Below are 21,147 nucleotides of genomic sequence, written 5' to 3' on the forward strand. Positions count from 1 at the left end.
CATTGATTCAATTGGTCGGGGAGACAGGATTCGAACCTGCGACCTCTACGTCCCGAACGTAGCGCTCTACCAGACTGAGCTACACCCCGACTGGGTGAGCCGCGCATTGTAAAGAGGGCGATGGGGTTGCGGCAATAGCCCGGCCATTGTTCGCGCGCTGGCGGCATCGCGCGGGGCGAGCCGGGCGCAGCGGCTAAACTGTGCGGCTAGCGTATTTGCCCGGAGTTCCACCTTGATCAAGCCCCGCACCCCGCCCGGGGTCATGGAGCTGCTGCCCCATGACCAGATCGCGTTCCAGCGGATGCTGGACACGATCCGCCTGACCTTCGAGCGCTTCGGCTTCCTGCCGGTGGAAACACCAGTGTTCGAGCTGTCGGACGTGCTGTTGACCAAGTCCGGTGGCGAGACCGAGCGGCAGGTGTATTTCGTGCAGTCGACCGGGGCACTGGAGAAGGCGGCGGCGGGCGCGGATGGCGGGGCGGGGCAGGCGCTGCCGGAGCTTGCGCTGCGCTTCGACCTGACCGTGCCCTTGGCTCGCTACGTGGCCGAACACGAGCACGAACTCGCGTTCCCGTTCCGCCGCTACCAGATGCAGCGCGTCTATCGCGGCGAACGCGCGCAGCGCGGCCGCTTCCGCGAGTTCTACCAGTGCGACATCGACGTGATCGGCAAGGATGCGCTGTCGCCGCGTTACGACGCCGAGATTCCCGCAGTGATCGCGTCGGTATTCGAGGCACTGGCGATCGGCGAGTTCACCATCTGGCTCAACCACCGCAAGCTGCTGCGCGGGTTCTTCGAGGGGCAGGGCATCGAGGGCGAACGCCAGCTCGCGGTACTGCGCGAACTGGACAAGCTCGACAAGCGTGGCGAGGACGCGGTGCGCGCGACGCTGGTTGGCGAAGGCTTCGGCCTTGCCGCGGACGTCGCCGACAGGCTGCTGGCGTTTTCGCGCGTGCGCTCGGCCGGGCATGACGACGCGCTGGCGAAGCTCGACGCGCTCGGCGCGGGCACGCCGCTGTTCGAGGAAGGCCGCGATGAGCTGCGCGAGCTGCTCGGCCGGCTCAAGGCGATGGGCGTGGCCGAATCGCGTTACGCGATCAACCTGTCGATCGCGCGCGGCCTGGACTACTACACCGGCATGGTCTACGAGACCACGCTCGACGCCTACCCGCAGATCGGATCGATCTGTTCGGGCGGGCGCTACGACAACCTCGCCAGCCACTACACGAAGTCGAAGCTGCCGGGCGTGGGCATTTCGATCGGCCTGACGCGGCTGTTCTTCCAGCTGCGCGACGCGGGCCTGATCGCGGGCGCCGACAGCTCGGTCGACGCGCTGGTGACCTTGCTCGACGATGCCGATCTCGACAACGCCCTCGCGCTGTCGCAGCAACTGCGCGCGGCCGGGCTCAACGTGGAAACCCAGCTCGAGCCGCGCAAGCTCGCCAGGCAGCTGCAGTATGCCGACCGTGCCGGGATCCGTTTCGTGGTGATTCGCGGCGAGAACGAGGCGGCGCGCGGCGTGGTGGCGGTCAAGGATCTGCGCCGAGGCGAACAGTTCGAAGTGGCGGATGCGGAGCTGGCGCAAAGGCTGCTCGCTGAACGCGAACAATGAGAGCTTGCAGGAGCGGCTTTAGCCGTGAGCCTCGCTCCCTCTCCTGCGAAGGCAGGGGAGGGCTGGGGAGGGGTGCCTTCAGCAGCGCGATGAGCTGTGGACACCCCCTCCCAACCTCCCCCTGCCTTCGCAGGGGGAGGGGCCAGAAACCAAAAGCTCGCGGCTGAAACTGCTCCTACAGGCATCCGGGCGACCGGATGTCACCCGAGTTGAATACAACCCACAGGATCGCAGCATGAAATCCATCCATCTCGACGGCCAGTCGCTGACCGGCCGGCAACTGCTCGCAGTCGCCCACGGCGCCACCGTCGAACTCGACGACGACGCGCTGCGCAAGGTTGCGCGCGCGGCCGAGTTCCTCGCCGAACAGGTGCGCCGCGAGGAACCGATCTACGGCGTCTCCACCGGCTTCGGCAGCAACGCCGACAAGCTGCTCGGCGCGCACCCGCTGCGCGACGAACTGCCGGGCGCCAAGCCCAGCGGCCGTTCGCTGCACGAAGAGCTGCAGACCAATCTGATCGTCACCCATGCGGTGTGCGTCGGCGAACCTTTTGCGCCGGAAGTGGTGCGCGCGATGCTCTGCATCCGCGTCAACACGCTGCTCAAGGGCCATTCGGGCATCCGCGTGCAGACCCTGCAGGCGCTGGCGGCAATGCTCAACGCCGGCGTGGTGCCGGTGGTCCCGCAGCTGGGTTCCGTCGGCGCGTCAGGCGACCTCGCCCCGCTGTCGCACCTGGCCATCGTCCTGCTCGGCGGCGGCGAGGCGTTCTTCGAAGGCCAGCGCATGCCGGGTGCGGACGCGCTGCAGCGCGCCGGCCTGCAGCCGGTGTCGCTGTCGTACAAGGAAGGCCTGGCGCTGAACAACGGCACCGCGCAGATGCTCGCCACCGGCATGCTGGCCGTGCAGAAGCTCGAAGACCTGCTCGACACCGCCGACCTCGCCGCGGCGATGACCATCGACGCCTTCGCCGGCCGCCTCGGCGCGTTCGCCGAGGAAGTGCACGCGCTGCGCCCGCATCCGGGCCAGGTGCAGGTGGCGGCCAACCTGCGCTCGCTGCTGGGCGGTTCCACCCTGGCAGACATCCCGTACCACCTGGTGCCGAAGTTCCGCTCGTGGCTGCCATCAAGCTGGGAATCGGATTCGCCGCAGCAGCCGAACTTCGACATCGGCTGGGAGTGGGTGCCGTTCTCGCAGCGCCACGGCCGCGAGAAGTTCTACCAGCGCTTCAAGCCCTTCCGCGGCGGCAAGAAGCACCAGCCGCAGGACAGTTATTCGCTGCGCTGCATCCCGCAGGTGCACGGTGCGGTGCGTGATGCGGTGGCGCAGGCGCGGCGCGTGCTCGACATCGAGCTCAACGCGGTCACCGACAACCCGCTGGTGTTCCCCGACAAGCAGGCCGAGCACGTCGAGCAACAGGTGATTTCCGCCGGCCATTTCCACGGCATGCCGCTGGCGCTGGCGATGAGCTACGTCAAGGCCGCGATCCCGGTGCTGGCGTCGATCTCCGAGCGCCGGCTCAACAAGCTGGTCGACCCGGCCACCAACGACGGCTTGCCGGCGTTCCTGATCGGCAACGAGGACGGTACCGAGTCGGGCTTCATGATCGTGCAGTACACGGCGGCCGCGATCGTCAACGACCTCACCAGCCGCGCGATGCCGGCGTCGGTGTATTCGATCCCGACCAGCGCCAACGCCGAAGACCACGTTTCGATGGGCGCCAACGAAGCGCGCCACGTGCTGGCGATGGCCGACGACCTGGGCAAGGTCCTGGCGCTGGAGCTGTACACCGCTGCGCAGGCGCTGGACCTGCGCAGGCAGATGATCAGCGCCGCACGCGACCTCGCCGGACGTGCCGATGCCCGCGCGCTGGCGGTGAAGGTGCAGGGCGCACCGGCGGCCGATGCCGCCGACCACGCCGGCTTCCTCGACGAGGTGGAAGCGCTGCGCGCCGAACTCGCCTCGGGCGACGACTACCACCCCGGCACCGCGGTCGCCGCCGCGCACGCTGCATTGCGCGACGCCATCGCCTTCCTCGACCGCGACCGCGCGCTCGACGGCGAGGTCGCCGCCGCCGTGCGCCTGGTCGTTGACGGCACCCTGCTCGCCGCCGCCCGCAGCGCCGGCACGGCATGAACCTCGCCCTGCACAGCGGCTGGCTCGGCGCACTGGAAGCGGGCGCGCTGGCGTTCGTGATCGGCCTGCTGGCCTACCTGCTGAGCCACGTCCTCGCCCGCGCGCTGCGCTGGCCGGAAGGACATGCGATCGGCTGGGCCGCATTCGCCGGGGTCGCGATCGGCGCCGGCATCGACCTGTGGCATCTGTTCTCGCTGTTCTTCGTCAATCCCGGCTCCCCGGCGCGCGTGCAACTGGCGCTGGCCGGCATCCATGACCCGGACGGCCTGGGCACGCGCGTGGTGATGGAGATCATGGGCGCACTCGGCGGCGCGCTGGTCGCGTGGATGGCGTTCGAATCGCGCCGCGCGGATGGCAACCCGCCGCGTTCATAACCACAGTTCCCCGAGCGATCCCTGCAGGAGCGGCTTCAGCAGCAAGCTGTCGAGCCGCAAAAGAGCGCACGGCTTCCGCCTGTGCAGATGAATGCAAGGTTCGCGCGGATCAGGCCGCGCTGATCGAGGTCTTCACGCAGTCGCGGCCGTTGGCCTTGGCGGCGTAGAGCGCGCGGTCGGCGATCTCGAGCGCGGCGTCGATGTCGTCGACCGTTCCGGGTGCGATCGTGTGCACGCCCACGCTGGCGGAAATGCGGACGTTGTGGCCCTGGGCGCTGCACGGGCTCTCGACCAGGGAGCGGCGCAGGCTTTCGGCCACTTCCACGGCGTCGTGCAGGTCGTGCCGGGGCAGCCCGACCACGAATTCCTCGCCGCCGAAGCGTGCCAGCAGCGCATCGTGCACGCGCAGTACCTTGCCGATTCGCTGTGCGGTGCAGCGCAGGCAATCGTCGCCGACCAGGTGCCCGTGGCGGTCGTTGATGGCCTTGAAATGGTCGAGGTCGATCATCAGCACCGACACCGCCTGGTGCGATTGCCGACCTTCGACCAGCATCTTCTCGAACGCTTCGTGGAAGTAGGTGCGGTTGTACAGACCGGTCAGGCCGTCGCGGCGGCTGGAGTCGCGCAGGCGGCCGTGCGCTTCCTCCAACTGCACCAGCGCGGAGCGGACCTCCTGCGTGCGCTGCGCCACCTTGCGCTCCAGCTTCTGGTTGGCGTCGCTGACGATGCGTTCGTTTTCCTTGCGCAGCGAGGCGTAGCGGTTGCCCAGCGCGATCGACAACAGCAGCATTTCCAGCGCCGAGCCGATCTGCACGCCGTATTCGGTGTAGAAGGTCTTGGGCAGGATGCCGAAGGCGATCAGGGTGAACATCGTGGTGCCGAGCAGGAACATCGACCACGCCAGCATGAACAGACGCGCGGGCATGTAGCCGCGTCGGACCACGACGATGCCGGCCACCGCGATCCACAGCACGCCCACCAGCACCGCGCGTGCCGCGATCGGTGTCGATACGCGGTAGGGAAGCCACAGCGACGCGATGCCCAGCAGCACGAAGAAGCCGATCAGCGCCAGGCTGACGACGTTGCCGCGCGGGAAGCGCTTCTTCAGCTCAAGGAAGGTGCGCGCGAACTGCTGCATGCCGATCAGCGCGAGGCAGATCGACAGCGGCACCGACTTGTCGGTCATCCACGCCGAGTTCGGCCACAGGTATTCGAAGCCCAGGCCGTTGAGCGTGAACAGCACCATGCCGAACGCGCTGAGATGGAACAGGTACCAGAAGTAGCTGGCGTCGCGCAGCGTCAGCCACAGCACGAAGTTGTAGAAAAACAGCGCCAGCAGGATCCCGTAATAGATGCCGATGGCGAACTGGGCATCGCGCGCGAGCGAGGCGAATGCGGTCGTGGTGAACAGCGCCAGCGGCACCTGCATCGAGCTTTCGCTTTGCACGCGCACCAGCAGCTCGACGTTCTCGCCAGGCGGCAGGTCGAACTGGAAGTTGGGGTGGCGGTCGTGGATGCTGCGGGAGTTGAACGGGCGGTGGTCGCCACTGGCCTGGTGGAAGACACGCCCGTCCGGGTAGCGCACATACAGGTCGACGTAGTCGCTCAGCGCGTACTGCTGCACCAGCACCCAGCGGGGTTCCTGCGGATTTTCGTTGCGCAGGTTGGCGTGGAACCAGTACGCCCCCGGCTGGAACCCGAACTCGGACTGCCCGTGGGGCAGCGGCGCGAACTCGCCCATCGCCGCGCGCCGGAAGGCGTCATCGGCCTCGTCGACGGCGCCGCTGTCGTGCCGATAGGTCAGGTAGGGCGAGAGTTGGATGTCGTCATGGCCGGGCGTGAGCTGGAGCGCCGGCGACGCGGCCTGCACGGCGCAGGGCAGCGCGACCGCGAGCATGAGCGCGGACAACCACGCGAGCATCCTTTCGATACGCTTTCCCATCCCCGGAGCGTCCCCATCCCGGCCAGCGGGCCTCGCCGCATTCTACGGCAGCGACGGATCCCATGTTTTCCGGTATTCCCCGGCGCGATCGGCGCGGCCAGCGATGGCCGGGGCGGCATAATGAGCGCGGTTCGAGCTCCCGGAGGACGCGATGCGCCGCGCAGCAGTTGCAATGCTCTGGCTCGTCTGCGGCGGCGCACTGGCGCAGGCGCAGAGCGGGGTGGTATTCGACGACGGCAACCGCAACGGCCTCCAGGATCCGCGTGAACCGGGAATCGCCGGGGTGGCGGTGTCCAACGGCCGCGACGTGGTCCGCACCGATGCCGGGGGCCGGTATGCCCTGCCAATGGCCGCCGGGCAGACGATCTTCGCGATCAAACCGGCGGGATACCGGGCGCCGGACGGTGCCGACGGGCTGCCGGCGTTCTGGCGGCAGCAGCCGCTGCAGCGTGCATCGGGGCTGCGCTACGGAGGCATCCCCAGCGGGGTGCTGCGATCGCACATCGACTTCCCGCTGCGGAAGACGGAAACGGTCGATGCCGATCTCGAGGTGCTGGTGTTCGCCGACCCGCAGCCGAAGTCGCGCACCGACATCGACTATTACCGCCGCGACATCGTCGAACCGCTGCGCGGAAAGACGCGCGCGACGCTGGGCCTGAGCCTGGGCGACATCGTCGACGACGACCTGTCGCTGTACCCGGAGATCGCCGCGGTGACCGCCTCGCTGCGGGTGCCCTGGCTGCACGTGGCCGGCAACCACGACATGGATATCGACGCGAAGGACGATGCCGATGCCCTGCAGACCTTCCGCCACCACTTCGGCCCGGACACCTTCGCCTGGGAGGAGACGCGCGCGACCTTCGTGCTGCTCGACGACGTGATCCACCAGCCCGGGGCGAAGCCGGCCTACGTCGGCGGTTTCCGCGACGACCAGTTCGCTTTCCTCGAGGCCTACCTGCCGACAGTGCCAAAGGATCGTCTGCTGGTGCTGGGCGTGCACGTCCCGCTGTTCGAGCCGGCCGGAAAGGACACGTTCCGCGATGCCGATCGCGAGCGGCTGTTCGCGCTGCTGCGCGACTTCCCGCACGTGCTGCTGTTCAGCGCGCACAACCACACCCAGCAGCACTGGTTCCACAATGCAGGCACTGGCTGGCACGGCGCGCAGCCGCTGCACGAGTACAACGTCGGCGCCAACTGCGGCGCGTTCTGGTCGGGGGTGCAGGACGCCGACGGCATTCCCGATTCGACCATGGCCGACGGCACGCCGAACGGCTACGCCACCTTGAAGGTCTCGCGCGATGGCCGATACGCGCTGGCCTGGCATCCGGCGCGGCTGCGCGACGACGATCCGGCATCCACGTCCGCCATGGCGCTGCACGCGCCGAAGGTGTTGCGCGAAGGCGCCTATCCGGCCTGGGGCGTCTACGCCAATGTGTTCATGGGCCGCGACGATACGCGCGTCGAGTACCGGGTGGATGGGGGCGACTGGAAGCCGATGGCGAAGGTGTCGCAGGCCGATCCGCGGCTGCTGCTGGAGAACGTCCGCGACGACGTCGCCGACGCGCTGCGCGGCTACAATCGTTCGCCGGAGGCCAAGCCATCGGCGCACCTGTGGCGCGGCGCCTTGCCCACCGACCTGGGCGCAGGCGAGCACCAGGTCGAGGTCCGTGCGCTGGACCCGTGGCAGGACCTGCAGCACGCAGGCACGCACTATCGACTGATGGAGGCGCAACCATGACGACGCACAGGATCATGGCCAGCAAGGCATCCCGGGTGGCGGCCGGCATCGCGCTGGCGCTGGCCGCGACACTCGCGGCCGCGGCCGTCGGGCAAAGTCCGGCCGGTGAGGAAGCATCGCGTGTGACGCCATGGAGCCCGGACGGCATTTCCAGCCCGATGTTCGAATCGCATCCGGCCTTCGATCCGCGCACGGGGGATCTGTATTTCGTCCGCAGCACGCCCGAGTTCCGCGGCTGGCGGATTTATTTCAGCCATTGCACCGGACACGGCTGGTCGACGCCGCAACCGCCACCGTTCGCCGGCGACGGGGTCGAAGCCGATCCCTGGTTCGATGCCAGCGGCCGTTCGCTCTACTTCATCAGCACCCGTTCGACCGACGGCATCGAGCGCGACGACCTCGACCTGTGGCGCGTCGATCGCGACGACGACGGCAAATGGGGTGAGCCGGTGCGGCTCCCGGCGCCGCTGAATTCCACCGGCAAGGAGTGGTTCCCGCGCCTGGCGGCGGATGGCTGGCTGTATTTCGGCTCCGACCGTGCCGGCGGTTTCGGCAAGACCGACATCTGGCGCGGCCGTCGCGCGCCGGACGGGAGCTGGCAGGTGGAGAACGCCGGTGCAGCGCTCAACAGCGCGGGCGACGAGTACGAGGCGCAGCCATCGCCGGACGGCGGCTTCCTGGTGCTGATGACCGGCGGCGGGCTGTATCGCAGCGACTTCGCGAATGGCGCATGGCAGCCACGGGTGCGGCTGCCCGACGCGATCAATGCCAACGGAAGCGAGGTCGGCGCGCTGCTGTCGCCGAGCGGGCACTCGATGCTGTTCGCGCGCGATGCCGGGAAGGACACATCCGGCGAACTGTTCCTGTGGCGCCTGCAGGGCACGGAGGATTGGCCGCCCAAATGCCCGCGCAGCGTGCGGGACGGCGACGGGAAGGCGCGCGATGGCCGCTGAGCTGCCGGACGACCTGCCGGTCAAGGCGTTTCGCACCGCGGCCGCGTGGGAAAAGTGGCTGGCCGCGCACCGCGATGACCGCGGGATATGGCTGAAGATCGCGAAGAAGGATGCCGGCATCGCCACGGTTACTTACGCGCAGGCGCTTGACGTCGCGCTGTGCCATGGCTGGATCGACGGCCAGAAGCGCGGTTGCGACGACGCGTTCTTCCTGCAGCGGTTTACGCCACGGCGGCCGAAGAGCCTGTGGTCGAAGATCAACATCGGCCACGTCGAGCGCCTGGCCGCGGCCGGGCGCATGCAGGCTGCCGGGTTGCGCGAGATCGAGGCGGCGAAAGCCGACGGGCGCTGGGAAGCCGCGTACGCGGGCGCTGCGGAGATGACGGTGCCGGAGGAGCTGGACGCGGCGCTGGCGAAGAATCGCAAGGCCCGTGCGTTCTTCGACAGGCTGGACAGGACCAACCGCTACGCCGTGTGCTGGCGCGTGCAGACCGCGAAGAAACCGGAAACGCGCGCGGCACGCGTCGAGAAGCTGGTGGCGATGCTGGCGAAGGGCGAGAAGATCCACACCTGATGCCCTTAGTCTTTGTAGGAGCGGCTTCAGCCGCGAGCTTTTGATCTCCAGGCTGATCAAAAAGCTCGCGGCTGAAGCCGCTCCTGCAAAAGCGCCATCGCTGTCGCGTTTACGCTCAGGGAGACGTTTCGCTGCGTACTACCGGCTCCTGCGGCCCCGCATCGACAACATCCTCCGCGTCGACATCGTACGGATAAGGCACGACTGGTCCGGGGGCGAGTTGCGACCGCCACAGCTGCAGCCGATGGGTGATGGCTTCGCCGGCGTCGAGCTGCGGCAGCGACGGCGTCTCGCCATCCTCATGTTCCCACTGCGAGATCTCGCTGGCGGCGATCCCGTAGGCATCGATGAAGCTGGTGCTGCGGTTGAGCCCGTCCACCAGCCATGCGCGGCCGAAATAGGTGGCGTCCGATTCGCTGCCGCAGCCGAATGAGGCGCGGTCGCCGCGCGCGGCGGTGACGACCAGCGCGTGCGGGTCGCGCAGCGCCGGAATGAAGCCGCCCGAGTAACAGGCCGAGATCGCCACCACCCGGTTGCGGATGCCGGCATCGTCGAGCGCCTTGCGCAGTTCGCGCGGCGTGATCCATTGCTCCAGCACCGGTGGCAGCTGCACGGCGAGCTCGTGCTCCTCGGTGCCATGCAGGGTCAGGTAGAGCAGCAGCACGTCCTCGTCGCGGTCCATCACCCGGCCCACGCCGGCCAGCGCGATGCGCAGGTTTTCCAGCGTCGCGAGCGGCCGCGGCGCGGTGGTCAGACTGTCGAGGTGGTTGACCAGGGTGACCACGCGGCCCTGTGAGTCGAAACGTTTCGACATCAGTGCGTCGAGGTAGGTGACCTCGTTGCGGAACACGTTCTCGGTGCTGTCGCCGGCGAAACCGACAACGTAGAGGTCCACTTGGTCGGGGCGCTGTGGCGCCAGCGCCGCGATGTCGTCGGCGAGCAGGCGGTGGTCGCGTGCGGTGATGCTTCCATCTTCGGCACACGCCGGCAGCAGCAACAGCGCGGCGACGCCGAACAGGGCGGCCGCGATGCCGGAACGGTGCCGTCGGGTCATGTCGTGGCGGGATCGATGTCGGTGAAGCGCTCCACCCGCGCGTGGCCGTTCGTCGCCTCGCCGGTGCGCGGTTGCGGGTAGTCTTCGCGGCGGTCGACCAGCACCGTGCGCATCCCGGCGTCGCGTGCGGCGTCGAGTTCCTCGACCACGTCGGACAGGAACAGCACGTCGGCCGGTTCGCGGCCGAGCGAACGGGCGATGCCGCGGTAGCTGTCGGCCTCGCGCTTGTGGCCGACGGCGGTGTCGAAGAACGCGTCGAACAGCGGCAGCAGGTCGCCGGCGTCGGAGTTGCCGAACAGCAGCCGCTGCGCCGGCACCGAGCCGGAGGAGTACACGGCAAGCGGGTAGCCGGCCTCGTCCCAGCGCCGCAATGCCGCGACGGCATCGGGATAGACCGGCGCGGTGAAGTCGCGGCTTCGGTAGCCGGCTTCCCAGACCATGCCCTGCAGCGCCTTGAGCGCGGTGTGCTTGCGGTCCTGGTCGATCCAGCCCTGCAGGGTCTCGACGATCATCGCGTCCTGGCACATGCCGCCGTTCTCCATCGCCACCTGGTCCAGCCAGTGGCGCACCTCCGGCTCGTTGCCGCGCGCGCGCACGAAGCCGGGCAGGGCCTGGCGGGCATAGGGGAACAGCACGTCCTTGACGAAGGAGATGCTGCTGGTGGTGCCTTCGATGTCGGTGAGGATGGTCGGTTTCATGCCTTGCCTTGTTGCTCTTGCAGGATTTTGCAGGAGCGGCTTCAGCCGCGAGCTGTTGTCGTTGGCGAAAGGATCAAAAGCTCGCGGCTGAAGCCGCTCCTACAAGTGCAGGGGTAGGGATCAGTTCTCGTAGCGCGGGAAGCGCCGAGCGATGTCGGTGCCGGTGAAATGCCCGACCCAGCCGTCCGGCTCGGTGAAGAAGCGGATCGCCACGAAGCTCGGCTCCGGGCCCATGTCGAACCAGTGGGTGGTGCCGTCGGGCACCGCGATCAGGTCGTCCTTCACGCATTCGATCTCGTAGACCCTGTCGCCCACGTGCAGGGTGAACAGGCCGGAGCCGGCGACGAAGAAACGCACCTCGTCTTCCTTGTGGAAGTGCTCGTCGAGGAACTTGGCGCGCATCTCCTCGCGCTTCGGGTTGTCCGGCGCGATGCTGACCACGTCGACGCTCTTGAAGCCGTGCTCGGCGACGAGGCGGTCGATGTCGGTGCGATAGGCGGCCATCACTTCCTCCGGGCTGGCGCCGGGCGCGATCGGCTGCGCGGCCTGCCAGCGTTCGAAGGTGACACCGATCTTCCGCAGTTCGCGGGCGATCGCATCGCCGTCGTGGCTGCTGAATTCTGGAGTGTCGGGGGCGTTGTCGGCGAAGATGCGAAGACGGCTCATGGCGGCGGCTCTGGTGGGGACATCAGCCTATCAAGCCTTGCTGGCGCCGGCACGGCCGCGACGGAAACGCTGTGGTCCGCAACGCACGGTAGGGCAGGGCTACGCCCACGACGTCCCGCGCGACCGATAAATGCGCGCCGCCACCGATCGTCGGGGGTGCAACTCCGACCTGCGCGCCTATGTGCAGCCGAGCTTGCGCAGCTCCAACTCGCAGCCGAGCAGGAATTCGAAGGCTTCCAGGTGGCGCCGCGCCTCGGCCATGTCGCGGCCCCAGGCGTACAGGCCGTGGCCGTCGATCAGATAGCCCCACATGCAGTCCTGGTCGAGCAACGCATCGACCTGCGCCGCCAGCGACGGCATGTCCTGGGTGTTCGGCAGCACCGGCAGGTCGAGTTCGGTCTCGTGGGTGGTGTTGCCGCTGAAGGCCTTGAGTAGTTCATAGCCTTCCAGGTGCACGTGGCCTGCGCCGGCGTACAGCCGCGATGCCACGGTCTGCACCTGCGAATGGGTGTGCAGCACGCAGCCGATTTCCGGGAAGCGGCTGTACAGCTGCGTGTGCAGCAGGGTCTCGGCGGATGGCCGGTGGTCGCTGCCGACGGCGCGGCCGTCGAAGTCGACGACCATGATGTCGGCCTCGCGCAGCCTGCCCTTGTCGCGGCCGGACACGGTGATCGCGGCATGGCGGTCGTCGAGCCGGTGCGAGAAGTTGCTGCTGGTCGCCGGGGTCCAGCCGAGCGCGGACAGCTCGCGGACGTTGACGATGATCTCGCCGGCGAGCTCGCACAGGCGGTGGGTATCGTAGGGCAGGGCGTCGGGCATGCCCACGAGTTTACCGCTGCGCCCCGGGCGTGGCGATGCGGGGCGATCAGGCCTGCTTCGCGCCCCGCCCGAACCCGCGCCACGCCGCCCACGCCAGCAGCGCGACGATCAGCGCGCCGACCAGCGTCTTCACCGGGCTGGAGTACACCAGCAGGCCACAGGCGGCCAGCGCGCCCATGCCGAGCAGGCGCTCGCGGGTGCCCGAGGGCATGCCAGGCGCGCCCAGCAGCAGGCTGAGGCCGGCGGCGATGTAGGCCATCACCACCAGCATCACCACCATGTCGATCAGGACCCGGAACTGGTCGCCGACCGTCGGCGCCGAGGTGATCACGACGATCGCCGACATCGCCGCGGCGACGATCAGCAACCCCCAGCCAGCCGAACCGTTCGCGCGCAGGCGGCCGAAGATCGACGGCAGCATCCCGCGCTGCGCGGCGCGGGCGCCGGATTCGCCGGTGACCAGCATCCAGCCGCCGAGTGTGCCGGTGGCCTTGAGCGCCGCCGCCGCCGCGATGACCGGGATCGCCCAGGCGCCGAACATCTTGCCGGCGACCAGCGCGAACGGCGCGCTCGACACCGCCATTTCCGACGCCGGCACGATGCCCATCATCAGCACCGACGACACCAGGTACACCACGCCGGCGATGAGGATGCCGCCGATGGTCGCGCGCGGGACGTTGCGGTCCGGGTCGTCGACCACGCCGGCGATCATCGCCCCGGTCTCCAGGCCGACGAAGGCCCAGAAGATCGGCGCCAGCGAACTGAACACCACCGTGGCATCGGATTGGTCGGTGACGTTCCAGGCGGCGCGGTAGATGTCGCCGTCGAAACTCGCCCATCCGGCGGTCAGTACCGCGATCACCGGGAGCAGGCCGAAAATCACGCACATCGACTGGAACCGCGCGATGCCGCGCGGCCCGAGCAGGTTGAGCGCGAACATCAGCCAGATCAGCATGATCTGGCCGACCAGTCGCACCGCCGGGCTGTCGTCGATCGGCAGCAGGATCACGAGATAGCCGAACGCCGCCACCGCGATCGCGTTGTTGCCGACCCACGACGAGATCCAGTACAGCGTGGTCGCGAGGAAGCCCATGTCGCGTCCCAGCGCCGGGCGCACGTAGTCGTCGGGCGACTGCATGTCCGGGTACTGCCGCGCCAGCCGCGCGAACGCGCCGCCCAGCACCACCGCCAGCACCGTGCCCAGCAGCCAGGCCAGCGCGGTGACGCCGCCCGACTGCGCCAACGTCGCCGGCAGCAGGAAGAAGCCCGACCCGATCATGTTGTTGGCGACCACGAAGGTCGCCAGCACCGGCCCGATCTTGCGTGTGGCTGAAGCGTTCATTGCCGATCCCCTCGTTGCCGGCGGCGCGTCGCGGGCTCGCCGGCTGGCAGACGGAAAAATGGCGCGGTCATCCGCGCCATTTTCCATGAAGCAAATGTTCCATCCAGGGCCTTGGTCAGGCCTGCGGACCCTCGTGGAACGGCGGCTCCGGCGGCGGCACTTCGCCGCCCTCGGCAGCGGTCAGGCCGCGGCCCAGGTCGCTGTGGCGATAGCCGTAGAAGCGGTAGACGACCAGGCCGATGATCGCCCAGCCGAAGAACAGGCTGATCGTGTACAGCGACAGGTTGAAGAACAGCAGCAGGCAGCCGGCGACCGCCAGCGGGCAGACCAGCCACACCAGCGGCGTGCGGAACGGGCGAAGGCGGCCGGGCTGCTGCTTGCGCAGGATCATCACCCCGATCGAGACCATGATGAAGGCGAACAGGGTGCCCGAGTTGGAGATGTCGGCGAGGATGCCGACCGGGAACATCGCCGCGAACGCCGCCACGAAGCCGCCGGTGATCATGGTGACCACGTGCGGGGTGTGGTACTTCGGATGCACCCGGGACAGGATCTCGGGCAGCAGGCCGTCGCGCGACATGGTGAAGAAGATGCGGGTCTGGCCGTAGATCATCATCAGCACCACCGACGGCAGTGCCAGTGCCGCGGCCAGGCCGATCAGGTTGCCGATGCCGCCGAAGCCGAGCATGCGCATGACGTGTGCCAGCGGCTCCTTGCTGCAGACCAGTGCTTCCGACCCCATGCAGGCGGCGGCCATTTCCGGGGTGCCGGGAGAGATCACCGCGCCGCCGGCGCCGATCATCGGCTGCGAGCCGACCGAACCGACCGCGCCATAGCTGACCAGCAGGTAGAAGATGGTGCAGATCAGCAGCGAGCCGATCAGGCCGATCGGGATGTTGCGGTTGGGGTTCTTGGTTTCCTCGGCGGCGGTGGAGACCGCATCGAAGCCGACGTAGGCGAAGAAGATCGAAGCGGCGGCGCCGAGCACGCCGATGCCACCCATCGGGCTGCCCCAGCCGGACGGCAGGAACGGTTCGAAGTTCTCGCTCTGCACGGCTGGCAGCGCGATCACGATGAAGCCGACCAGTGCCGCGACCTTGATCGAGACCAGCACCGCGTTGACCTTGGCCGACTTCGAGGTGCCGATCACCAGCAGCCAGGTGACGGCGAGCGCGATCAGGCAGGCGAGTACGTTGAAGGTGCCGCCGTCGTAGGGCCCGGTGCGCAGGGCCATTGGCAGCGACAGCGCGCCGGGTTCCACCAGGCCAAACAGGTTGGTGTGCATCAGCAGGCCATTCATGTAGCCCGACCAGCCCACCGACACCGCGCCGGCCGCCACCGCGTATTCCAGCACCAGGGCCCAGCCGACGATCCAGGCCAGGGCCTCGCCCAGCACGCCGTAAGTGTAGGTATAGGCCGAACCGGAGACCGGGATCATCGAGGCGAGTTCGGCGTATGCCAGCGCGGCCAGTGCGCAGACCACGGCGGCGATGACGAACGCGACCATCATGCCCGGGCCCGCCTTCTGGCCGGCCTCGGCAGTGAGTACGAAGATGCCGGTGCCGATCACCGCACCAACGCCGAGCATGGTCAGCTGGAACGCACCGAGTTGTCGGGTCAACGCCTTCTTGCCGGCGGTTTCCATGATCTTGTCGAGCGGCTTGACGCGCCAAAAAAGCATTGAGTGGCTCCCCGGATTTGATGCTGTTGGATGAATGGAACACCGGCCGCAGTGCGGCCGGGACCCGGCGACCATAACCGCCGCGGCACCGCGCGCACAAGCGCCATCGGGCACGGCCGCCTCGCTAGAATTGCCCGATGGATCGCGAGGACAGCATGCCGCACTGCAACATCGAGAGCCCCCCCGCGGCAGCCGACCGCGCACTGCAGGCGGCGCTGCGCGACTATGCCGGTCGCTGGCCCGCAGAGGCCGGATGCGTCGACGATTTCCTGGCCCTGCTGGCCGATCGCGAAGATCCATTCGTGCGCGAACGGCTCGCCGGACACTTCACCGCATCAGCCTGGCTGGTCGACCGCGGCGGCGCGCGCATCCTGCTGACCCACCATCGCAAGCTCGGCATGTGGCTGCAGTTGGGAGGGCATGCCGATGGCGACCGCGACCTGGCGCGCACGGCGCTGCGCGAGGCGGAAGAAGAGTCGGGCCTGGCGGGCCTGCAGGTGGTGCCGGGCGTCTTCGATCTCGACCGCCACCTGATTCCCGAACACAAGGGCGTCCCCGCGCACTGGCATTACGACGTGCGCTACATCGTGCGGGCCGGTGACGACGAGGAGTTCGTTGTCAGCGACGAATCGCATGCGCTGGCCTGGCGTGATATCGAAGCGCTGGCCGAGGACGAAGGCGCGGATGCGTCGCTGCGGCGCATGGCCCGCAAGTGGCTGGCGCGGCCCGCAAGCGCTGCGTCAACTGTCGTGTGATCTCTTGTAGGAGCGGCTTCAGCCGCGAGCTCTCCCGGCGCCACGCGGCAAGATCAAGAGCTCGCGGCTGAAGCCGCTCCTACAACAGATCAATCGCCACGGCAGGCCACGCGCGACCGGCTTGTCCTACAGGGCGCAGGGGCATCAATACAGCACCCGCGCGCGCAACGTGCCCGGGATCTCGGCCAGCGCCGCGCGCAGTTCGAATGCCTGGCGCTCGTCCGCATCCACGTCGATCACCACGTAACCCACCTTCGCATCGGTGCGCAGGTACTGGCCATCGATGTTGACGCCGTGGCTGCCGAAGACCTCGTTGACCTGCGACAGCACGCCCGGCACGTTGCGGTGGATGTGCAGCAGGCGACGGCTGCCGGCGTGGCCGGGCAGGGTGACCTCGGGGAAGTTCACCGCCGACAGCGTGCTGCCGTTGTCGCTGTAGCGCACCAGCTTGGCCGCGACCTCGATCCCGATGTTGTCCTGCGCCTCCAGCGTGCTGCCGCCGACGTGCGGGGTGAGGATGACGTTGTCCAGCCCGAGCAGCGGCGATTCGAACGGATCATCGTTGCCCTTGGGCTCGCTCGGGAACACGTCCACCGCCGCGCCCGCCAGGTGTTCCGAGCGCAGCGCGGCGGCCAGCGCGTCGATGTCGACCACGCTGCCGCGCGAGGCATTGATCAGGTGCGTGCCGGGCCGCATCCGCGCGATCTGCGCGGCGCCGAACATCATCTTCGTGGCCGGCGTTTCCGGCACGTGCAGGGTTACCACGTCGCTGCGCGCGAGCAGGTCGTCGAGGTCGATCGCCGGCCGCGCGTTGCCCAGCGAGAGCTTGGTCTCGATGTCGTGGAACAGCACCTGCATGCCCAGCGCCTCGGCCAGCACGCCGACCTGGGTGCCGATGTGGCCGTAGCCGACGATGCCGACGGTCTTGCCGCGCGCCTCGTGGCTGCCGGCGGCCGACTTCGACCAGCCACCACGGTGGCATTGCGCGTTCTTCTGCGGCACGCCGCGCAGCAGCATGATCGCCTGCGCGAGCACCAGTTCGGCGACGCTGCGGGTGTTGGAGTAGGGCGCGTTGAACACCGGGATGCCGGCCAGCTGCGCGGCCTCGGTGTCGACCTGGTTGGTGCCGATGCAGAAACACCCGATCGCCAGCAGGCGTCGCGCGTCGGCCAGCACCTCGGCGGTCAGCTGGGTGCGCGAGCGGATGCCGACGAAGTGCGCGTCGGCAATGCGCTGCCGCAATTCGTCCTCCGGCAACGACTTCGCATGCAGGTCGATGTTGGTGTAGCCGGCGGCGCGGAACGTGTCCACCGCGCTCTGGCTGACGCCTTCCAGCAGCAGCACGCGGATATCCTGCTTGGGGTACGAGGTCTTGGTCATCGTCGGCGGTAGGGGGAGGGCGAAATCAGTTTGCCAGCAACCGGGGGCTTTTGCTGCAGTGCCGCACTGGACGCCCGTGGCGCTGGCTGGCACGCTGCCGCAGGTCGGGGCTGCGTTCCGCGCGGCACAGGGTTCATGACATTCGTCGGCCGCGCAGGTCGGGGCCATGCCCCCGGGCGCATTGCCGGTCATCACACATCATGTCGGCCGCAGGGCCGACCTACGCGACCACCATGAACGATCCCCGCCTCGACGACCTGCGACAGAACGTCCCCCACCTTCGGCTGGAAACCGCCCCGGCCGAACTGGAGCACTACGGCCGCGACTGGACCCGGCGCTGGACGCCGGCGCCGCTCGCGATCGCGTTGCCGGCAGACGTGGCCGAAGTGCAGGCAGTGGTGCGCTGGGCCGGCGCGAACCGGGTCGCGATCGTGCCGTCGGGCGGGCGCACTGGGCTGTCGGGCGGTGCGGTGGCCGCCAACGGCGAGCTCGTGCTGAGCCTTTCGCGCATGAACCGGGTGCTCGGCTTTGACCCAATCGACCGCACCCTGACGGTGGAGGCGGGCATCACGCTGCAAGCGGTGCACGAGGAAGCGGCGGAACATGGGCTGGCCTATCCGGTCGACTTCGCCGCGCGCGGCTCCTGCAGCATCGGCGGCAACATCGCCACCAACGCCGGCGGCATCCGCGTGCTCCGCCACGGCAACACGCGCGAGTGGATCGCCGGACTGAAGCTGGTGACCGGCACCGGCGAACTGCTCGACCTCGGTCGCGGCCTGGTCAAGAATTCCAGCGGCTACGACCTGCGCCATCTGGCGATCGGTTCGGAGGGCACGCTGGGCATCGTCGTGGAAGCCGTGCTGAAGCTCGCCGACCCGCCGCCGCCGACCCAGGTGATGCTGCTGGCGCTGCCCTCGTTCGACGTGCTGATGGCGGTATTCGCGGAATTGCGCCAACGCTTGCGCCTCGAGGCCTTCGAATTCTTCACCGATCGCGCGCTGCACCACGTGCTGGCGCACGGCGGGCAGGCGCCATTCGCCGACGTGCACCCGTACTACGTGGTCGCCGAGTTCGCGATGCAGGGCGATGCAGACGAAGTGGCGATGCTGGCCGCGTTCGAGCATTGCACCGGGCAGGGCTGGGTCAGCGACGGCGTCATCGCCCAGGGCGAGGCCCAGGCCGCGCAGCTGTGGCGCCTGCGCGAAGGCATCACCGAGAGCCTGGCGCGGTACACGCCGTACAAGAACGACGTGTCGGTACGGGTTTCGGCGATGCCGGTATTCCTAGCCGAGGCGCAGGCGCTGCTTGCGCGCGGATACCCGCAGTTCGACGTGGTCTGGTTCGGCCACATCGGCGACGGCAACCTGCATATCAACGTGCTCAAGCCCGAAGGGATGGACGATGCGGAATTCGTCGCCCAATGCGAACAGGTCACCAAGGTGCTCGCGGAAACGCTGCACCGCCACGGCGGCAGTATCTCCGCCGAACACGGCATCGGACTGGTGAAGAAGCCCTACCTGTGGTCGACGCGCAGCGCGGCGGAGATCGAGGTGATGCGCGGGATCCGGCGGGTGCTGGACCCGCACGGGATCATGAATCCGGGAAAGCTGTTCGATCCCTGAAGACGCCTTGGCGGCACGGCCTTGGCTCTCGCTCTTGTAGGAGCGGCTTCAGCCGCGAGCTTTTGCACCGCGCTGTCGGATCGAGAACTCGCGGCTGAAGCCGCTCTCGCAAGAAGCGGCGTGAGGGATGGCCCAGCCGCTGGCTTGTTCTCCGCGGCATCTGGGGCGGAAAAGCTCGCGGCTGAAGCCGCTCCTACAGGGAGCAGGCGGCGGGAGACCTCAGTCCGCGCGGCCGCCGAATTCGCCCGTCGTGGTATTCACCCATACCCGCTCGCCGTTGCCGATGTACTCGGGCACCTGGATCTCGATCCCGGTGCTGAGCTTCGCCGGCTTCGGCCGCTTGGTTGCGGTGCCGCCCTTGAGCTCGGGCGGCGTCTCGACCACTTCGAGCACCACGCTCTGCGGCAGCTGCAGCGCCACCGGCTGCTCGTCGATGATCTGCACGTAGCACTCGGCCAGGCCGTCGCTGATGTAGCCCGCATCGTCGCCGATGACGTCGGAGTCGAGCGTGTACGGCGTGTAGTCCTCGTCGTCCATGAACACAAACGCGTCGCCGTCCTTGTACGAGAACGTCACCTGCCGTCGTGACAGCTCGACTTCCTTCAGCTCGTCGTCGCCGCCGAGGCTGAGGTCGAACTTGTTGCCGCCGGGCACCGAATACATGGTGAAGCGGAATTTGACGTTGCCGCCGCGGCCTTGCGGCGAGCTGCGCTCGATGTCGCGCACCTGGTACACGGTACCGTTGTGCTCGACCACGTTTCCTTTCTTGACGTCGTAGGCTTTCATTGGAAGAACCGGGAATGGGGAATAGGGAGTGGGGAATCGGAAAAGCGGAAATGGTTGGCGACTCGCTCTTGCGATTCCCGATTCTCCATTCCCGATTCCCGGCTACTTCGGTGCCAGCCGCACCGCGCCGTCGAGGCGGATGGTCTCGCCGTTGAGGTAGCGGTTGCCGAGGATGTAGGCGACGAGGTCGGCGAACTCCTCCGGCCGCCCGAGCCGCGACGGGAACGGGATCGAGGCCGACAGCGACTGCTGCACGTCGTCGGGCATGCCGTCGACCATCGGCGTCCAGAAAATGCCGGGGGCGATGGTGTTGACGCGGATGCCGAAGCGGGCCAGTTCGCGCGCCATCGGCAGGGTCATGCCGACCACGCCGCCCTTCGACGCCGAATACGCGGCCTGGCCGATCTGGCCTTCGTACGCGGCGACCGACGCGGTGTTGACGATCGCGCCGCGCTCGCCGTCTTCGCCGGCTTCGTTGTGCTGCATCTGCGCCGCCGCGGCCTTGGCGACGTTGAAGCTGCCGACCAGGTTGACCATCACCGTGGCCGAGAAATTCTTCAGCGGCATCGGCGCTTCGCGGCCAAGCACGCGGCCCGCGCCGAGGATGCCGGCGCAGTTGATCGTGGCGTTGAGGCCGCCGAGGAATTCCTTCGCCGCGGCGACATTGGCGACCACGCCGTCCTCGTCGGTGACGTCGGTGCGGAAGTAGCGCGCATTGGCGTCGCCCAGGGCCGCGACCGCGGCCGCGCCCTTGTCGTCGTTGACGTCGAACAGGGCGACCTTGCCGCCGTCGGCAACGATGCGCGTGGCCACGGCCAGGCCGAGGCCGGAAACGCCGCCGGTGACGATGGCGCGGATCGAATCGGGTTGCATGGGAAATCCCGGAAGGCGGAAACCGGAGATTTTAACCGTGATGGCCGCAGGCCGGGGCTAGGCCTCCGACGGCACGGCGCAACCGGGGACTCACCCGGAGAACGAAATCCCGTGGTCGGAAAGGCTTCACGGCTTCGGGGCGTA

18 protein-coding genes and 1 tRNA gene are annotated in these 21,147 nt (G+C 68.3%); 8 read left to right on the top strand and 11 right to left on the bottom strand.

All coding sequences use genetic code 11. The annotated features are described in order from the left end of the window. Window positions 1-12: 12 nt before the first annotated feature. Window positions 13-89, bottom strand: a tRNA-Pro gene (locus ACTJIL_RS03070). A gap of 143 nt (window positions 90-232) precedes the next feature. Here ACTJIL_RS03070 and hisS point away from each other — a divergent pair. The 3 genes from hisS to ACTJIL_RS03085 all read left to right on the top strand — a co-directional run bounded on the left by hisS (window position 233) and on the right by ACTJIL_RS03085 (window position 4,120). Then, window positions 233-1,612, top strand: coding sequence for a histidine--tRNA ligase (hisS, locus tag ACTJIL_RS03075; protein WP_440754126.1), 1,380 nt, complete (start codon window positions 233-235; stop codon window positions 1,610-1,612). A gap of 235 nt (window positions 1,613-1,847) precedes the next feature. Next, window positions 1,848-3,746 (top strand): HAL/PAL/TAL family ammonia-lyase, encoded by a 1,899-nt coding sequence (locus tag ACTJIL_RS03080; RefSeq protein WP_440754127.1) that lies wholly within the window; start codon window positions 1,848-1,850, stop codon window positions 3,744-3,746. Then, the gene (locus ACTJIL_RS03085; protein ID WP_440754128.1) at window positions 3,743-4,120 is read left to right on the top strand and encodes a hypothetical protein; all 378 of its coding nucleotides are present in this window, start codon (window positions 3,743-3,745) and stop codon (window positions 4,118-4,120) included. Before ACTJIL_RS03080 ends, ACTJIL_RS03085 begins: the two co-directional genes overlap by 4 nt. A 109-nt stretch (window positions 4,121-4,229) precedes the next feature. On the opposite strand, the gene ACTJIL_RS03090 is transcribed toward ACTJIL_RS03085, so the two are convergent. Beyond that, window positions 4,230-6,029 carry a sensor domain-containing diguanylate cyclase gene (locus ACTJIL_RS03090; RefSeq protein ID WP_440754129.1) on the bottom strand — a complete coding sequence of 600 codons (1,800 nt, stop codon included), beginning with the start codon at window positions 6,027-6,029 and terminating at the stop codon, window positions 4,230-4,232. Between the two features lie 184 nt (window positions 6,030-6,213). On the opposite strand from ACTJIL_RS03090, the gene ACTJIL_RS03095 reads away from it, so the two are divergent. Genes ACTJIL_RS03095 through ACTJIL_RS03105 form a run of 3 tightly spaced genes read left to right on the top strand, consistent with a single transcriptional unit; the run spans window position 6,214 to window position 9,327 of the window. Beyond that, window positions 6,214-7,800: a calcineurin-like phosphoesterase C-terminal domain-containing protein gene (locus tag ACTJIL_RS03095; RefSeq protein WP_440754130.1), complete on the top strand. Its 1,587-nt coding sequence runs from the start codon at window positions 6,214-6,216 to the stop codon at window positions 7,798-7,800. Beyond that, window positions 7,797-8,753, top strand: coding sequence for a TolB family protein (locus tag ACTJIL_RS03100; RefSeq protein ID WP_440754131.1), 957 nt, complete (start codon window positions 7,797-7,799; stop codon window positions 8,751-8,753). The genes ACTJIL_RS03095 and ACTJIL_RS03100 overlap by 4 nt, the downstream gene beginning before the upstream one ends. Continuing rightward, window positions 8,743-9,327, top strand: coding sequence for a YdeI/OmpD-associated family protein (locus ACTJIL_RS03105; RefSeq protein WP_440754132.1), 585 nt, complete (start codon window positions 8,743-8,745; stop codon window positions 9,325-9,327). Before ACTJIL_RS03100 ends, ACTJIL_RS03105 begins: the two co-directional genes overlap by 11 nt. 115 nt (window positions 9,328-9,442) lie before the next feature. Here ACTJIL_RS03105 and ACTJIL_RS03110 read toward each other — a convergent pair whose 3' ends face one another. The 6 genes from ACTJIL_RS03110 to ACTJIL_RS03135 form a co-directional block, all read right to left on the bottom strand. Then, complete coding sequence (locus ACTJIL_RS03110; protein ID WP_440754133.1) at window positions 9,443-10,381, bottom strand: C13 family peptidase; 939 nt, start codon at window positions 10,379-10,381, stop codon at window positions 9,443-9,445. After that, complete coding sequence (gene mtnC / locus ACTJIL_RS03115) at window positions 10,378-11,079, bottom strand: acireductone synthase (RefSeq protein WP_440754134.1); 702 nt, start codon at window positions 11,077-11,079, stop codon at window positions 10,378-10,380. The genes ACTJIL_RS03110 and mtnC overlap by 4 nt, the downstream gene beginning before the upstream one ends. Window positions 11,080-11,199: 120 nt before the next feature. Beyond that, window positions 11,200-11,745, bottom strand: coding sequence for a 1,2-dihydroxy-3-keto-5-methylthiopentene dioxygenase (locus ACTJIL_RS03120; RefSeq protein ID WP_440754135.1), 546 nt, complete (start codon window positions 11,743-11,745; stop codon window positions 11,200-11,202). 177 nt (window positions 11,746-11,922) lie between these two features. Further along, window positions 11,923-12,564 (bottom strand): methylthioribulose 1-phosphate dehydratase, encoded by a 642-nt coding sequence (locus ACTJIL_RS03125; RefSeq protein WP_440754136.1) that lies wholly within the window; start codon window positions 12,562-12,564, stop codon window positions 11,923-11,925. A gap of 46 nt (window positions 12,565-12,610) precedes the next feature. Continuing rightward, the gene (locus ACTJIL_RS03130; protein WP_440754137.1) at window positions 12,611-13,906 is read right to left on the bottom strand and encodes an amino acid permease; all 1,296 of its coding nucleotides are present in this window, start codon (window positions 13,904-13,906) and stop codon (window positions 12,611-12,613) included. 115 nt (window positions 13,907-14,021) lie between these two features. Then, complete coding sequence (locus ACTJIL_RS03135; RefSeq protein ID WP_440754138.1) at window positions 14,022-15,587, bottom strand: amino acid permease; 1,566 nt, start codon at window positions 15,585-15,587, stop codon at window positions 14,022-14,024. Between the two features lie 137 nt (window positions 15,588-15,724). Between ACTJIL_RS03135 and ACTJIL_RS03140 the strand changes: the two genes are divergently transcribed. Next, complete coding sequence (locus tag ACTJIL_RS03140; RefSeq protein ID WP_440754139.1) at window positions 15,725-16,342, top strand: NUDIX hydrolase; 618 nt, start codon at window positions 15,725-15,727, stop codon at window positions 16,340-16,342. 144 nt (window positions 16,343-16,486) lie between these two features. Here ACTJIL_RS03140 and serA read toward each other — a convergent pair whose 3' ends face one another. Continuing rightward, window positions 16,487-17,722, bottom strand: a complete 1,236-nt coding sequence (serA, locus tag ACTJIL_RS03145; RefSeq protein WP_440754140.1) for a phosphoglycerate dehydrogenase — start codon at window positions 17,720-17,722, stop codon at window positions 16,487-16,489. Window positions 17,723-17,955: 233 nt separating this feature from the next. Between serA and ACTJIL_RS03150 the strand changes: the two genes are divergently transcribed. Then, entirely contained in the window at window positions 17,956-19,344 is a 1,389-nt protein-coding gene (locus tag ACTJIL_RS03150; protein WP_440754141.1) for an FAD-binding oxidoreductase, read from the top strand. 219 nt (window positions 19,345-19,563) lie between these two features. On the opposite strand, the gene yeiP is transcribed toward ACTJIL_RS03150, so the two are convergent. Next, complete coding sequence (gene yeiP, locus ACTJIL_RS03155; RefSeq protein ID WP_440754142.1) at window positions 19,564-20,130, bottom strand: elongation factor P-like protein YeiP; 567 nt, start codon at window positions 20,128-20,130, stop codon at window positions 19,564-19,566. Window positions 20,131-20,232: 102 nt separating this feature from the next. Further along, a complete protein-coding gene (locus ACTJIL_RS03160) occupies window positions 20,233-21,003 on the bottom strand; it encodes an SDR family NAD(P)-dependent oxidoreductase (protein ID WP_440754143.1) in 771 nt (256 codons plus the stop codon). Between the last annotated feature and the right edge of the window lie 144 nt (window positions 21,004-21,147).

Origin of the sequence: Luteimonas sp. 22616 (assembly GCF_052044325.1) — a bacterium.
GTDB lineage: Bacteria > Pseudomonadota > Gammaproteobacteria > Xanthomonadales > Xanthomonadaceae > Luteimonas.